Below are 14,313 nucleotides of genomic sequence, written 5' to 3' on the forward strand. Positions count from 1 at the left end.
TGCCCGGCGGGCGCCGGCCCGCGCCGGCCGATGATGTTCGCCTGTGTACGATTTCGCCACGGGGTGCGGTACCATCGCGACACCCGCCACGCGATCGCGCCCGATGCGGGCCCGCGCCCCCATGCACCCGGCGCGCGGGCCGCCGGACGCGTGACGGATATCCGGCCGATATCCGCGGGCCACAGTCGGCGCCCCCGGCGAGACGGGTGCCGCCGCCCATGACAACAGAACCGATAACAGACGGGCCCGCCCGACCGCTCACGATGCTTTCAGACTTCGTCGCGCGCCTGCGCGAGCGTTTCAGCAAACCGCCGACCCGGCAGGACTTCGCCGAACGCCTGATCGCCGCGCTGCGGGCGACCGGCGACACGCGCGAGTGGCTTCACGAGGACGACAAGGGCCGTCTCGTGCAAGCGGATGTCCCGTCGAACATCATCAACCTGCACAACCTGTTCCGCGATTACGCGGGCGCGAAGCCGGCCGAGCGCGAAGCGACGCTGAAGCGCCAGGCGAACGCGATGTTGCAGCACGAGATTCCGTCGAACTTCGCGGACGTCCGCGCGCGGCTGCGCCCCGTGATCCGCAGCGCGACCGAGCGCGGCGCGGTCGCGCTGCAACTCGCCGGCCAGCCCGGCGCGTCGGAGGTCGCGTTCCGGCCGCTGTGCGAGAACCTCGAGATCGGCATCGCGTACGACGGCGAATTCAGTGTCGCGCGGCTGACGACCGCGCGGCTCGCCGAATGGGGCGTCACCTTCGACGACGCATGCAACGTCGCGATCGACAACCTGCGCGGCATGTCGTCGGCGCCGTGGGCCGCGTTGCGCGACGGCGTGTTCCTGTCGCAGTTCGGCGACTACTACGACGCGGCGCGGCTGCTGCTGACCGACCTGCTGCACCGCCAGCCGATCTCCGGCGCACCGGTGGTGATGGCGCCGAACCGGACGGTGCTGCTGCTCACCGGCGACCGCAATGCGGCCGGGCTCGCGACGATGGTCGAACTCGCCGAACAGGTGCGCGCGCAGCCGCGCCCGCTGCCGTCGCTGATGCTGCGCTGGGACGGCGCCGCGTGGCGGAATTTCGTTCCGAAAGGACTGGAGGCGAAGCTGCATGCGCTGCGCGTGGACGAACTCGCCGGCGACTACCAGGATCAGCGGACACTGCTCAACGACCTGCACCAGCGGGACGGCACCGACATCTTCGTGGCGACCTACACCGTGTACCGGCGGCAGAACGGCGAGCTGTTCAGCGTTGGCGTGTGGAGCGACGGCGTGCCGACGCTGCTGCCCGAGACGGACATCGTCGTGCTGTACCGGGAAGCGACGCGGCAGTCGGCGCACGTGCCGATGGCCGCGCTGCGGGACGCATGCGGCGACCTGATGACGGCCACCGCGCACCGGCCGGTGCGGTATGAAGTGACGGCGTTTCCGGATGAAGCGCGGTTCGCGGCGCTGATCGAGCGGTTTCCGGCGGCGTGACGCGCGCTTGCGCGCGTCGGACGAAGCGGGCTGGCCCATCGCCCGCCGGCATGACCGGCCATGGCGGCATGCCCGTCAGGAATGAAACGGCGGTGCGCCCCGGCAGCACCGCTCGTCGTCAGATCCCGGCCTTCGGCGCGTTCAGGATCAGCCGCAGCCCCAGCAGCGTGATCGCGCCGGCCGCGACGCGGTCGACCCACTTCTTCGCGCGCAGGTAAAGCTCGCGCGGCCGGCGGGTCGAGAAGCACAGCGCGACGATCGTGTACCAGCCGCACTCGACGCCGAACACGAGCGGCGGCAGTGCCAGATAGCACCACAGCGGCGGATGCTGCGGCAACAGCGCCGCGAAGATGCTGCCATACCAGATCGCCGTCTTCGGGTTGCTCAGCTGGGTCGTGAGGCCGATCCAGAACGACTTGCGCGCGCTGCCGGCGAGGACGGCCTGCGGGTCGTCCATCGCGATCGGCCGCTCGGCGCCGCGCCAGATCTTCGACGCCATGTAGATCAGGTACGCGCCGCCCGCCACCTTGAGCCCCACATACAGCCATTCGACCGTCTGCAGCAGCGTGTAGAGCCCGGCCAGCGCGACGCCGCCGAACGCGATCCCGCCGACGCCCATGCCGAGCGCGGTGGCGAGCCCGTCGCGGCGCGACAGCCCGATCGAATTGCGGGCGACCAGTACGAAACTCGGGCCCGGAATCATCGCGCCGAGCCACAGCGCGGCCAGAATGGCGAGTACGGCAGCCGATGCAGTCATCGAAGTCTCCTTGATCAGCGACGCCGAAGCGCCGGCGCCTGCGTGTCGTATCGTGTCGATTGCCGACGGTGAAGTCGCTGATTCTGGCACGCTTCGCGAGCCGCCGAAAGGACCGGCGCGCCGCCATGCGGGATGCCGGTCCCGCCGTCCCGCGCCACCCGCCATGATCGAGATCCGCGCCGCCCGCTGGCCCGACGATGCCGCCGTCGTCGATGCGATCTTCCGCGAGCACCATTGACGAGCGCACAGGATCGGCCGCGCGAATGCGCGGTGTCGATGCAGGGACACATCACGGCGCGGCAAGCCGCATCCGTACGACTCGCCTGCCCGCGCCAACCGGTCTACCATAGGCGCGCGTCGCCGTTCGGGCACGCGCCGGCGCGGCATGCGGCTTGCGCGCCTGCCTTCCCACGTTGAACCAGCGCAGGAGGACGTCATGACGCAACACTTCGACGCGATCGTCATCGGCACCGGGCAAGCCGGGCCGCCGCTCGCGGCGCGACTCGCCGGCGCCGGCATGAAAGTCGCGATCGTCGAGCGCGGCCGCTTCGGCGGCACCTGCGTGAACACCGGCTGCATTCCGACCAAGACGCTAATCGCCAGCGCGTACGCCGCGCAGCTCGCGCGGCGCGCGGCCGAATACGGCGTGTCGGTCGGCCCCGTCAGCGTCGACATGAAGGCCGTGAAGGCGCGCAAGGACCGGATCTCCGGCCGCTCGAACCACGGCGTCGAGCAATGGGTGCGCGGGCTCGACAACACGACCGTGTTTCAGGGCCATGCCCGCTTCGAGCGCCCCGATGCGGTGCGCGTGGGCGACGAGTTGCTCGAGGCCGAGCGCATCTTCATCAACGTCGGCGGGCGCGCGCAGATCCCGCAGATGCCGGGCCTCGACTCGGTGCCGTACCTGACCAACTCGACGATGATGGACGTCGACTTCCTGCCCGAGCATCTCGTGATCATCGGCGGCAGCTACGTCGGGCTCGAATTCGGCCAGATGTACCGCCGTTTCGGCTCGAAGGTCACGATCGTCGAGAAGGGCTCGCGCCTGATCCATCGCGAGGACGAGGACGTGTCGCAGGCCGTATGCGAGATTCTCGAGAACGAAGGCATCGACGTGCAGCTCGACGCGAACTGCCTGAATGCGCGGCGCGACGGCGACGGCATCGTGGTCGGCCTCGACTGCGCGGGCGGCGGCCGCGAGGTCGCGGGCTCGCACCTGCTGCTCGCGGTCGGCCGCGTGCCGAACACCGGCGATCTCGGGCTCGAACAGGCCGGTGTCGCGACCGACTCGCGCGGCTACATCACGGTCGACGATCAGCTGCGCACCAACGTGCCCGGCATCTGGGCGCTCGGCGACTGCAACGGGCGCGGCGCGTTCACGCACACCGCGTATAACGACTACGAGATCGTCGCGGCGAACCTGCTCGACGGCGATCCGCGCAAGGTGTCCGACCGGATCACCGCCTACGCGATGTACGTCGATCCGCCGCTCGGCCGCGTCGGCATGACGCTCGCGGAAGCGAAGCAGACCGGCCGTCGGCTGCTGGTCGGCACGCGGCCGATGACGCGCGTCGGCCGCGCGGTCGAAAAAGGCGAGAGCCAGGGTTTCATGAAGGTGATCGTCGACGCGGACAGCCAGGCGATTCTCGGCGCGTCGATCCTCGGCGTGACGGGCGACGAGGTCGTGCACGCGCTGCTCGACGTGATGGCCGCCGGCGCGCCGTACACGACGATCAGCCGCGCGATGCACATCCACCCGACCGTGTCGGAGCTCGTGCCGACGCTGCTGCAGGATCTGCATCCGGTCGAATGAAGGGCGGCGGGCGCGCGTCAGGTTTCGAAATACCGCGGCCGGTCGATGTCGGCCAGCAACCCGGCCTGCGTCGGCGCCCAGTCGAGCCATGCGCGCGTGCGCTCGCTCGTTGCGGGCGCATCCATTCCCGCGAACATCGCGAACCAGCCGAAGTGCTCGCCGGCTTGCGCGGCCGATTTCGACACGACCGGCACGTTCAGCCGGCGGCCGATCACTTCCGCGATTTCGCGGAACGGCACGCCCGTATCGTCGACCGCGTGATAGCGCGCGCCGGGCGCGCCGCGTTCGATCGCGAGCCGGTACACGCGCGCCGCGTCGAGCCGGTGCACGGCCGGCCAGCGGTTGCCGCCGTCGCCGAGATACGCCGATGCACCCTTCTCCCGCGCGAATGCGATCAGGCGCGGCACGAAGCCGTGATCGCCGTCGCCGTGCACGGACGGCGGCAGGCGCACGACCGACGTGCATACGCCGCGCGCGGCCAGCGCGGCCGCGGTTGCTTCGGATGCTCGCGGATAGCCCGCCGATACCGGCACGTGCGCATCGTCCTCGGTCGCCGCGCGGCCCGGCGCGACGAGCGCGAGGCCCGACGTGACGACCAGCGGCCGCGTCGAGCCCGCGAGCGCCGCGCCGATCGTTTCGATCGCGCGGCGGTCGAGTTCGCAGTTTTCCGCGAAGCGCGAGAAGTCGTGATTGAATCCCGTGTGGATCACCGCATCGACGCCCTGCGCGCCGCGCGTAAGGCTGTCGGCATCCTCCAGCGACCCGCGATGCACGTCCGCGCCCGCGGCGGCGACCGATGCAGCGGCCGCGTCGGAACGCGCGAGGCCGAGCACGGAATGCCCGGCGGCGACGAGTTCGGCGACGACCGCGGAGCCAACGAAACCCGACGCTCCCGTAACAAAGACACGCATGTTCAACACCTCCGGATGAATGAGAGGCTTACTATCTGTCGAGCGTCGCGCACGGTGAAGACGTGACGGTTTACCGGTAAACGAACTAACAGGCTATGGCTGACGCATCCGACAACCTGCTCGGCGCGTACCTTCGGGACCGCCGCGAGAAACTCGATCCGGCCGCGCTCGGGCTGCCCGTCGCGCGCCGCCGCACGCCGGGCTTGCGCCGCGAGGAAGTCGCACAGCGCGCGCACGTGAGCGCCGCCTGGTACACGTGGCTCGAACAAGGGCGCGGCGGCGCACCGTCGGCCGACGTGCTCGACCGGCTCGCCCGCGCGCTGCTGCTGAACGACGCCGAACGCGAGCACCTGTTCCTGATCGGCCTCGGTCATCCGCCCGAGGTACGCTATCACGCGAGCCGCGACGTGACGCCGCGCCTGCAGCACGTGCTCGATTCGCTCGACGCCAGCCCCGCGATCGTGCGCACGGCGACGTGGGACGTCGTCGCGTGGAACGACGCGGCCGCCGCGACGCTGACCGACTACGCAACGCTGCCGCCGCGCGCGCGCAACATCCTGCGGCTGATCTTCATCGATGCCGCGGTGCGTGACGCGCAGCCGAACTGGGAACGCGTCGCGCGATTCGCAGTGGGCGCGTTTCGCGCCGACATCGCGCGCGGCGGCGCGACGCGGGCCGTGCAGGCATTCGTCGACGAGATGCGCGCGGCGAGCGCGGAGTTCGATGCGATGTGGCGCAGCCACGACATCCATTCGCATGACGAAGGGACGAAGGAGATTCGTCATCCCCAGGCCGGCCGGATCGCACTCGAATACTCGGCGTTCTCGGTGACCGGCCGCCCGGATCTGAGCCTCGTGGTCTTCACGCCCGCGACGCCGGCCGATCGCGCGCGGATCCGGACGCTCGTCGCCGCCCGTGAACAGGCCCGCGACCAGCACGCACCGGCCGCGTAGCGGCGCGTCGAAGGTGCGCCCTGCATCACACCGAACCCGCCGCGCCGCCGCTGCAACGGCCGCCGCCCGGCCGGCTCCGCCCATCCGGCCCCGACATGCCGCGCCGTGCCATCACGATCCGCACTGACATCCAGTCGAATATTTAATTTTCCGCGGACCAAGCGCGCCTTTACCCTTTCGGCATCGCATCACAGGGCCACCGGCCCCTTCTGGAGCATCTCGATGACCGACCCCGGCACCGCGCAAGCCGTTCCCCGCCCGCACGCGGCTTCCGTGTCCCATGGCGCGCTCGCACTGCTGGTACTGGCCGGCCTCAACCTGCGTCCGTTCCTGACCGCGTTCGGCCCCGTGCTCGACCTCGTGCGCGCCGACACCGGCCTCGGCTTCCGCGCGGCCGCGCTGCTGACCACGCTGCCGTTCGTGCTGATGGGCGTCGTCGCCGGCATCGGTGTTGGGCTCGCGCGTCGCGTCGGCGAACACCGTGCGCTGACCGTCGCGCTGGCGCTGATCGCCGCGGGTTGCACCGCGCGCCTGTGGACCGGCGGCAGCACCGGGCTGGTCGTCACCGCGATCGTCGCGGGCGCGGGCGTCGCGGTGATCCAGTCGCTCGCCCCCGGCCTCGCCAAGCGCTGGTTCGTCGACCGGCTGCCGCTCTCGATGGGGCTCTATTCGGCCGCGCTGGTCGGCGGCGGTGCGTTCGGCGCGATCGCGAGCCCATGGCTCGCCGCGCACGGCGGCTGGCATCTGTCGCTCGCCGTGTGGGCCGTGCCCGCGCTCGTCACGCTCGCGCTGTGGCGCTCGAAGGCGCCGCGCGACGCGGTGCACGCCACGACGGCATCGGCGCCCGTCACCGCGTTCGCACGGATTCCGCGTGCCTGGCAGCTCGCGCTGTTCTTCGGCCTCAGCAACAGCGGCTATGCGAGCCTTGTCGCGTGGCTGCCCGCGTTCTATCGCAGCGTCGGCATGAGTCCGCAGGCGAGCGGCAACCTGCTCGCGTGGATGGCGCTGTTCCAGGCAATCGGCGCGCTCGCGATGCCGCTGCTCGCGAAACGTTCGCACGATCGCCGCGCGGTGCTGTGGCTCACGCTCGCGTTGCAGGCGGCCGGCTTCGTCGGCTTCGCGACGATGCCCGCGTTCGCGCCGTGGCTGTGGGTCACGAGCGTCGGCCTCGGGCTCGGCGGCTTCTTCTCGATGAGCCTGATCGTCACGCTCGACCATCTGCCCGACGCGCGGCTCGCGGGCGCGCTCGCCGCGTTCGTGCAAGGCGTCGGCTTCCTGATCGTCGCCGCGAGCCCGTGGTTGATCGGCTGGCTGCGCGACGCGGGCGGCGGCTTCGCGATCGCGTGGTGGCTGCACATCGGCGTGATCGCGTCGACGGCCGCGTTGAACGCCACGTTCTCGCCGGCCGGCTACCGGCGCAGCATGGCGCGCATCACCGGCGCCGTGCGCTGACTCACTGGCTTCGTTCGATATCCATAACTGTCGAACGTGAGCGGGAAATGCAAAGGGGCGTCGTGCTCGAGTGCACGACGCCCCTTCTTCGTTTCAGGCAATCGTCATGACGCCTCGAGCCGCACGACAGTGCGGCGTTCCGAGGACGCGTATTCATTCCGCCCGGATAGCGTCACCGAGCGAGTGCAGTCGCACTACCCTCAGCACCGCTACACAATTGACGGTATCGGCGATTACGTCGTGGGTTCAAGCAGCCCCGTTGCGAAGGACCTCGCATGTGCGACGGCCTCTTGCGGGTCGGGGAAGACACCGAGTTCCTCCCACTGCTCTTCGGCCGCGTATGTTCCTTTCACCGCGAGCGCGCGCTGAACGCGCAACTGCGCCGCATATCTGCCGTCTTCAAGTGGCCGAGCCGTCGCGACGACCTTGTGTGGAAGACCGGACCGCTCCGGCTGAACCAGTTCGACAGGGCCGTCGGCCGCGCCGATATTCTTCAACTCGTTCCTGGCCTTGCAGTCCGGGCAGTAGAAGCACCAGCCCGCGTCCTCCTCATGGGACCTGACTTGCCCTCGAGCCAGCACGGCACGGCATTCAACGTTCTCGCAGATGAACGGCATGGCAGTCTCCGAAGTTGTTTGTCGGAAATCCTAGCATGTCCGCCGACGCTCAACCATCGGCATCGACAGTGCAGCGATTTCGGGTCGGCGCGGCAGTCGTGCGAGCACCGTCGCCTTGCTCGTTGCACACGCACGGAACCGAACACCGTGCTTGCGCCCGAGCAACAATGTTGAAACTCTCCGCAATCCGGCAGTGACTGTCAACTGCGCGTTCGCAAACGACATGGCGCCACGAAGCTGCCGGCACAGCTTCTCGCCACGCCTCGATCGTCGATTCCTTTTGACCAACGACCTGTGCATTGGCGCCGTTCAATCGTCCGACTACGACCTCGTTGTGCACGAAACGACGAATGGTGCACTGCGCCGAACACGCAGTAGCGACCCGCACATGCAAGCCGGCCGGTGCGACGGCCGAGCGCCCGCCGAATGCGCAACAGCATCCGCGGCAGCCAGCATCGAACGCTCCCCGCAGGCATGAAGGTTGCGCCTTCCGCCCGCTCGCATTTTCCGCATGGCGAGTGCGCGTCGCTTCGCGGCGGCGATGCGTGATCGGCTGGCCAGCGCCGCATCCAATAACGAAGGAGACGTTGTCATGGACGAGTCGAATGCATATCGCCGCTACAACCGCCGCCGTTTTCTGGCCGGTGTTGCCGCAGTGGCCGGCAGTGTCGCATTGCCGGGTTGCGGCGGCGGCGGAGATGGAGACATCAATTCACCGGACGGCAACGCGCCCGCGCCGTCGATCGGCGACACGCCATCGCCGAATGCTCGCGATCGCTACAGCCTGCCGCGGCCGAAGTTGCCCGACCCGGCGAGTTCAGGCATCGATCACATCGTGCTGGTCACGATGGAAAATCGCTCGTTCGATCACTACCTGGGCTGGGTGCCCGGCGCCGAGGGCCTGCCCGCGAACCGGCAATACAAGGACGCGTTCGGCGGCACCAACGCACCGTTTCTACTCTCGGCCAATCCCGCATACGGCTATCAGGCGTGCGCGTACCACGACCCGAACCACAGCTACGAGGGCGGACGCACGCAGCTGGCCTCGGGGGCGATGAACGGCTTTCTCCTCACGCCAGGCACGAGCCTGACCCAGGGCGACCTGCTGCCGATCGGCTTTTACACGGCGGCAGACCTGCCGTTCTTCAACGCGGTGGCGAGCAATTACACCATCGGCGACTTCTACTTCACCGGCGTCCTGACCGACACGATCCCGAATCGCCTCTATCTGCATAGCGGTGCCACCGACCGCCTCACCGACAGCGTCGACAACTCGTCGCTGCGCACGATCTGGGACAACCTGAGCGACGCCAACGTCGGTTGCAACTACTACTACCACGACGTGCCGTTCACCGCGCTTTACGGCACGCGCTATCTCGGCATCTCGCGTCCGTTTTCGGAGTTCCTGTCGAATGCGGCGGCGGGCACGCTGCCGCCGTTCTGCATGGTCGATCCTGTTTTCACCGGCGAGCAGGCCGGTACGTCCGCCGACGACCACCCGCACGCGGACATCCGCGACGGGCAGGCATTTCTCAACCAGGTGTATGACGCGCTGCGCACGAGCCCGACGTGGAGCCGCACGTTGATGATCATCGTCTACGACGAATGGGGCGGCTTTCTCGAGCACGTCGTGCCGCCGATCCGGCCGATCAGCAACAACGAGCACGCGGCCGGCAACGACGGCAAGCTCGGCTTTCGCGTGCCGCTTGCGCTGCTCGGCCCGCGCGTGCGTGCCGGCACGGTAACGCGCTACCCGTTCGACCCGAGCTCGATTCACGCGCTGCTGCAATGGCGCTTCGGCCTGAAGCCGCTCGGCGTGCGCGGCAGCGATCCGGCGACCTTCAATCTCGCCTACGCACTCGATCTCACCGGCGCGGCGCGTACGGATGCGCCGGCGTTCACGGTCGCGCAAGGGCCGTTCGGCGGAACGTGTTCAGGGGCCACCGCGCCTTCGCCGTCCAGCTCGGTGTCGGGCATCGATCCGTCGCAACTGGCGGCCAATCGCGCGGCCGACCGGTTCTCGGACCTGCGCGCGAAGGCTGCGGCATTGGGGTTCCAGACCGGCGGCTGACGGCAACGCGGGGTACGGCAGCCGCGATCGACGCCGATGCGGCTGCCCACGCGGGCCCTACCATCTCGGCATTCAGTACACTGCCGCGCCGCGGCAACGCATGCCGCTCCCCTTTCTGTCGCATTCCGTCGGGTTCGCGTCGCGTTCGGATAAAAACTTCCGTTGATCGCCGCCGTTAACTCGTTCGCAATCCCGGCGCCCCGCATCGCGACGCGGCGCCCGTCGTCGTTCGTGATCCGGAATCCACATCCGCCGTCGGCCGCCCTTCGTGCCGCCGGCAAGGGAACGTCATGCGTAAACTCACCATCCGCGGCGGACTCGTCGCGACCATCGCCGGCTATACGGCGCTGCTCGTCCTGGTCGTCGGCGCGTGCATCGCCGCGCTCTATGCCGGCAACGGCTCGCTCGAAGCGATGTACCGCGACGACACCGCGTCGCTGCTGCACCTGAAAACCAGCTCGGAGCGGATGCTCGTGCTGCGCGAACGCGTGAGCGACGTCGCGCAGATCATCAGCGCCGGCCAGCCCGCGAAGGCGGAAATCGCTCAACTCCACACGCTCCTGAAACAGAGCAACGACGAACTCGACGCCTACACGCGCCTGCACACGCGCGACGCCGACGAGCAAACCCTGTTCGACACGCTGCAAAATCGTCGTCGCACGCTGCTCGACCAGGTGTTCCTGAAGGCGATGTCGCAACTCGACCAAGACAACGCATTCGACTTCCTCGACACGCACCGCACCGCGCAGCCGGCGCTGTTCACCGCCTACCAGGATGCGATCGACGCGCTCGAGTCGTTCCAGGTCGCGCGCCAGAAGGCACGCTACGACGCGGCCGGCGCGCGCTTCCACCGGATCGTGTGGGCGATGGCGGCGGTCGCCCTGTTCGCGCTGATCGTCGGTTTCCTGGCGCAGCGCGTGCTCGCGAAGGCGATCATCGAGCCGATCCATCTCGCCGTCGACCACTTCGACAGGATCTCGAAAGGCGACCTGACCGGCACGGTCGTCATTCCCGGCAAAAACGAAATGGCGTATCTGCTGAACGCGTTGAAGCGGATGCAGGACGGTCTCGTCGAAACCGTGACCCAGGTACGCACGAGCACGGAGACGATCGTCGGCGATGTCCGAACGATCGCGAGCGGCAACGTCGACCTGTCCGCGCGCACGGAGCAGCAGGCCGTGTCGCTGCAACAGGCGGCGGCGAGCGTGGAGCAGCTGACCGCGACCGTGCGCCAGAACGCGGACAACGCGCGCGATGCACGCACTTACGCACAAGGCGCGGCCGGCATCGCCTCGCGAGGCGGCGACGCGATGCAGCGCGTCGTCGAAACGATGTCCGCGATTTCGCACAGCTCAGCGCGGATCTCCGGCATCGTCGGCGTGATCGAGAGCATCGCGTTCCAGACCAACATCCTCGCCCTGAACGCCGCGGTCGAAGCGGCGCGCGCGGGCGAGCAGGGGCGCGGCTTCGCGGTCGTCGCGACCGAGGTGCGCGGGCTCGCGCAGCGCTGCGCATCGGCGGCGAAGGAAATCCGCGAGCTCATCGGCAACTCGACGCAGCGCGTGGAGGACGGCAGCGGCCTCGTCGCGCTCGCCGGGTCGGCGATGACCGAGCTCGTCACCGCGGTCGAGCGCGTCAACGCGATCATGGGTGAAACCAGCATCGCTTTCGACGAGCAGACTGCCGGCATCGAGCAGGTGAATGCCGCCGTCATCCAGATGGAGCAGACGATGCAGCGCAACGCCGCGCTGGTCGAGGAGGCCGCCGCCGCGGCGCTGTCGCTCGAGGATCAGAGCACGCGGCTCAGCGATGCCGTCGCGCAGTTTCGTGTTGGCGAAGCGGCGCTGGCGTAATCGGGCCGGCCGTCGGCATCGAAGCCGGCGTCGTGCCATCGCGAGTAAAACGAAAGCGCTCGACAATGCGCGCTTTGATCGGACGTAAAGGTCTCGCGTAACCAAGCTGACGAACCGGCGACGCGCGACGCGTCTATACGGTTTTCCCGGCCAGCCCGTGCATCGGCCGCCGCAACGCGGCATCGAACGGATTCGTGCGCGGGCCGATCGCGTCGGCCTGGCGCCTGAGCAGTTCGACGACCATCGGCATCCGGTCGTCGCCGAGGCGCGACGCCAGCGTGCCGACGCTCAGCGCGCCGACCGGATACCCCGTGCGGTCGAGGATCGGCACCGCGACGCCGGCCATCCCGTCGAGCACGCCGCTGTTGCGGCCCGCGTAGCCGAGCTGCCGCACGCGTTCGATCTCGGTGCGCAGGTACACCTCGTCGAGCACGCCGTAGCCGCGGATGCGCGGCACGTTGAAGCGGATCACTTCCTCGCGCTCGGCCTCCGGCAGGAACGCGAGAATCGCGAGGCTGCCCTGCCCGACGCCGAGCGCGATGCGCCCGCCGATGTCGCCGGTAAACGAGCGGATCGGGAACGGCCCTTCGCACAGGTCGAGACACACCGCGTCGAAGCCGCTCTTGACGAGCAGGAAGATCGTCTCGCCGAGACTCGCGCACAGCCGCAGCAGCACGGGCCGGCACAGCGTGCGCATGCTGCTCGGATTGCCGGCTAGCGCGGCGAGCGCGAAGAAGTCGACGCTCAGCCGGTACAGCTTCGACTGTTCGTCCTGCTCGACCATCCCTTCGGCGATCAACGATTGCAGGATCCGGTGCGCGGTGCCCTGCGTGAGCCCGACGGCCTTCGCAAGGTGCGTGACGCGCACGCCGTCCTGCTGCATGCCGGCCAGTGCGCGCAGGATCGCGAACGCACGCTGCAGCATGCCGGTGCCCGGCGCGCCGGCCGCATCGGCGGCGTCCTCGTCCGGGTGCGGCGCGCGTGCGGCTGGCGACATTCCGGGCGACTGGGGTTCTGGCATGCCGGCTCTCCTCGATGATTTCAGTGAACGGAATACGGTAGCCGCCATTGTCGTCCCGCCGGAATTGCGCGGGCATCCGGGTGTGCACGGGATTGACGCGCGCATTTCGCGGGCCGACCGCCCTTCATTCACCGGAACGATTCTCACGTGATTCGACGTTCCATTCCGTTCATCGGAATTTTTTCGAAATTCCTCCCGTTCAGCAGAATTCCAAATTGACGCTCCGAAATATGGCTGGCTAGAGTCCGCGTCATCGGTGCACCGGCCACGGTGTGCGAACCCGGAGCTCCCCATGTCGTTTCTCACGCTTACGGATCTGACGAAATCGTTCGGTGATCTCACCGCCGTCGCCGACGTCAACCTGTCGGTCGAACAAGGCGAATTCGTGTCGCTGCTCGGGCCGTCGGGCTGCGGCAAGACCACGACGCTGCAGATGATCGCCGGCTTCGTCGACGTCACGCGCGGCCGCATCGCGCTCGACGGGCAGGACATCACGCACATGAAACCGAACCGCCGCGGACTCGGCATCGTGTTCCAGAGCTATGCGCTGTTTCCGCATATGAGCGTCGCGGAGAACGTCGGCTTCGGCCTCGACATGCGCGGCGTCGACAAGGCCGAGCGCGCCGAGCGCATTCGCGCGGCGCTCGCGCTCGTGCGACTCGATGCGCTCGCGCACCGCTTCCCGCGTGAACTGTCGGGCGGCCAGCGGCAGCGCGTCGCGATCGCGCGCGCGGTCGTGATCGAGCCGCCCGTGCTGCTGCTCGATGAGCCGATGTCGAATCTCGACGCGAAGCTGCGCGAGGACATGCAGTTCGAACTGCGCGCGATCCAGCGCAAGATCGGCACGACGACGATCATGGTCACGCACGACCAGTCGGAAGCGCTGTCGATCAGCGATCGCGTGGTCGTGATGGAAGCCGGCCGCATCACACAGACGGACACGCCGTACCGCGCGTACGAACGTCCCGAGAACCATTTCGTGTCGCAGTTCATCGGCAAGGCGAACCTGCTGCCCGGCACGATCGTCGCGCACGACGGCGACGCGATCCGCATCGACCTCGGCCACGATCTCGCCGAAACGGGCCGCACCGCGCACCTGCCGGCGCGCGAGCGCGACATCCGTGTCGGCGACGCCGTGTCGGTCTGCATCCGCCCGGAAAAGCTGCGACTGTGCGCCCCCGGCGCGGGCCGCTTCGCCGCGACCGTCACGAGCCGCTTCTTCCTCGGCAGCCAATGGCTGTACCGCGTCGACAGCGCGCTCGGCGAAGTGCTCGTGTGCTGCCAGAACGAAGGCGCGGAGCCGCTCGCGGAAGGCGCGCCGGTCGGCGTCGACTGGCATAGCGACGCGGTGCGCGTGATGCGCCGGGAGGCCTGAATGGGACAGCCTACC

12 protein-coding genes are annotated in these 14,313 nt (G+C 68.7%); 8 read left to right on the forward strand and 4 right to left on the reverse strand.

All coding sequences use genetic code 11. From position 1 onward, the window contains the following. The first annotated feature begins 263 nt into the window (after window positions 1-263). Window positions 264-1,475 carry a hypothetical protein gene (locus F3J14_RS28260; protein WP_166725756.1) on the forward strand — a complete coding sequence of 404 codons (1,212 nt, stop codon included), beginning with the start codon at window positions 264-266 and terminating at the stop codon, window positions 1,473-1,475. Window positions 1,476-1,593: 118 nt separating this feature from the next. Here F3J14_RS28260 and F3J14_RS28265 read toward each other — a convergent pair whose 3' ends face one another. Further along, window positions 1,594-2,232 (reverse strand): LysE family transporter, encoded by a 639-nt coding sequence (locus F3J14_RS28265; RefSeq protein ID WP_166725757.1) that lies wholly within the window; start codon window positions 2,230-2,232, stop codon window positions 1,594-1,596. A 10-nt stretch (window positions 2,233-2,242) separates the two neighbouring features. On the opposite strand from F3J14_RS28265, the gene F3J14_RS35870 reads away from it, so the two are divergent. Both F3J14_RS35870 and F3J14_RS28275 read left to right on the forward strand, forming a co-directional pair. After that, entirely contained in the window at window positions 2,243-2,470 is a 228-nt protein-coding gene (locus F3J14_RS35870) for a hypothetical protein (RefSeq protein WP_247682302.1), read from the forward strand. Between the two features lie 198 nt (window positions 2,471-2,668). Beyond that, on the forward strand, window positions 2,669-4,045 hold the full coding sequence (locus F3J14_RS28275) for an FAD-containing oxidoreductase (RefSeq protein WP_166725758.1): 1,377 nt from the start codon (window positions 2,669-2,671) through the stop codon (window positions 4,043-4,045). A 17-nt stretch (window positions 4,046-4,062) separates the two neighbouring features. On the opposite strand, the gene F3J14_RS28280 is transcribed toward F3J14_RS28275, so the two are convergent. Next, window positions 4,063-4,956 (reverse strand): SDR family oxidoreductase, encoded by an 894-nt coding sequence (locus F3J14_RS28280; protein WP_166725759.1) that lies wholly within the window; start codon window positions 4,954-4,956, stop codon window positions 4,063-4,065. Between the two features lie 95 nt (window positions 4,957-5,051). Here F3J14_RS28280 and F3J14_RS28285 point away from each other — a divergent pair, with 95 nt between their 5' ends. Together F3J14_RS28285 and F3J14_RS28290 are read left to right on the forward strand one after the other, a co-directional pair. After that, entirely contained in the window at window positions 5,052-5,909 is an 858-nt protein-coding gene (locus F3J14_RS28285; protein ID WP_166725760.1) for a helix-turn-helix transcriptional regulator, read from the forward strand. Window positions 5,910-6,131: 222 nt separating this feature from the next. Next, a complete protein-coding gene (locus F3J14_RS28290; RefSeq protein WP_166725761.1) occupies window positions 6,132-7,361 on the forward strand; it encodes a cyanate transporter in 1,230 nt (409 codons plus the stop codon). Window positions 7,362-7,594: 233 nt separating this feature from the next. Here the strand turns inward: F3J14_RS28290 and F3J14_RS28295 are convergent, their stop codons facing one another. After that, window positions 7,595-7,978, reverse strand: coding sequence for a hypothetical protein (locus tag F3J14_RS28295; RefSeq protein WP_166725762.1), 384 nt, complete (start codon window positions 7,976-7,978; stop codon window positions 7,595-7,597). A 592-nt stretch (window positions 7,979-8,570) separates the two neighbouring features. On the opposite strand from F3J14_RS28295, the gene F3J14_RS28300 reads away from it, so the two are divergent. Together F3J14_RS28300 and F3J14_RS28305 are read left to right on the forward strand one after the other, a co-directional pair. Then, window positions 8,571-10,049: an alkaline phosphatase family protein gene (locus F3J14_RS28300; RefSeq protein ID WP_166725763.1), complete on the forward strand. Its 1,479-nt coding sequence runs from the start codon at window positions 8,571-8,573 to the stop codon at window positions 10,047-10,049. Between the two features lie 290 nt (window positions 10,050-10,339). Further along, on the forward strand, window positions 10,340-11,902 hold the full coding sequence (locus F3J14_RS28305; RefSeq protein ID WP_166725764.1) for a methyl-accepting chemotaxis protein: 1,563 nt from the start codon (window positions 10,340-10,342) through the stop codon (window positions 11,900-11,902). 133 nt (window positions 11,903-12,035) lie between these two features. On the opposite strand, the gene F3J14_RS28310 is transcribed toward F3J14_RS28305, so the two are convergent. Then, window positions 12,036-12,923, reverse strand: coding sequence for an IclR family transcriptional regulator (locus tag F3J14_RS28310; protein WP_166725765.1), 888 nt, complete (start codon window positions 12,921-12,923; stop codon window positions 12,036-12,038). Between the two features lie 292 nt (window positions 12,924-13,215). Here F3J14_RS28310 and F3J14_RS28315 point away from each other — a divergent pair, with 292 nt between their 5' ends. Next, window positions 13,216-14,298 carry an ABC transporter ATP-binding protein gene (locus F3J14_RS28315; RefSeq protein ID WP_166725766.1) on the forward strand — a complete coding sequence of 361 codons (1,083 nt, stop codon included), beginning with the start codon at window positions 13,216-13,218 and terminating at the stop codon, window positions 14,296-14,298. The last annotated feature ends 15 nt before the right edge of the window (window positions 14,299-14,313 follow it).

Origin of the sequence: Burkholderia sp. Tr-862 (assembly GCF_011753085.1) — a bacterium.
Taxonomy (GTDB): Bacteria; Pseudomonadota; Gammaproteobacteria; order Burkholderiales; family Burkholderiaceae; genus Burkholderia; species Burkholderia ambifaria.

What these genes read in the sequence shown, in the direction of transcription:
- F3J14_RS28285 (WP_166725760.1), top strand. Translation starts at nt 5,052, where the DNA reads ATGGCTGACGCATCCGACAACCTGCTCGGCGCGTACCTTCGGGACCGC.
- F3J14_RS28290 (WP_166725761.1), top strand. Translation starts at nt 6,132, where the DNA reads ATGACCGACCCCGGCACCGCGCAAGCCGTTCCCCGCCCGCACGCGGCT.
- F3J14_RS28275 (WP_166725758.1), top strand. Translation starts at nt 2,669, where the DNA reads ATGACGCAACACTTCGACGCGATCGTCATCGGCACCGGGCAAGCCGGG.
- F3J14_RS28260 (WP_166725756.1), top strand. Translation starts at nt 264, where the DNA reads ATGCTTTCAGACTTCGTCGCGCGCCTGCGCGAGCGTTTCAGCAAACCG.
- F3J14_RS28300 (WP_166725763.1), top strand. Translation starts at nt 8,571, where the DNA reads ATGGACGAGTCGAATGCATATCGCCGCTACAACCGCCGCCGTTTTCTG.
- F3J14_RS28310 (WP_166725765.1), bottom strand. Translation starts at nt 12,923, where the DNA reads ATGCCAGAACCCCAGTCGCCCGGAATGTCGCCAGCCGCACGCGCGCCG.
- F3J14_RS28280 (WP_166725759.1), bottom strand. Translation starts at nt 4,956, where the DNA reads ATGCGTGTCTTTGTTACGGGAGCGTCGGGTTTCGTTGGCTCCGCGGTC.
- F3J14_RS28305 (WP_166725764.1), top strand. Translation starts at nt 10,340, where the DNA reads ATGCGTAAACTCACCATCCGCGGCGGACTCGTCGCGACCATCGCCGGC.
- F3J14_RS28295 (WP_166725762.1), bottom strand. Translation starts at nt 7,978, where the DNA reads ATGCCGTTCATCTGCGAGAACGTTGAATGCCGTGCCGTGCTGGCTCGA.
- F3J14_RS28265 (WP_166725757.1), bottom strand. Translation starts at nt 2,232, where the DNA reads ATGACTGCATCGGCTGCCGTACTCGCCATTCTGGCCGCGCTGTGGCTC.
- F3J14_RS28315 (WP_166725766.1), top strand. Translation starts at nt 13,216, where the DNA reads ATGTCGTTTCTCACGCTTACGGATCTGACGAAATCGTTCGGTGATCTC.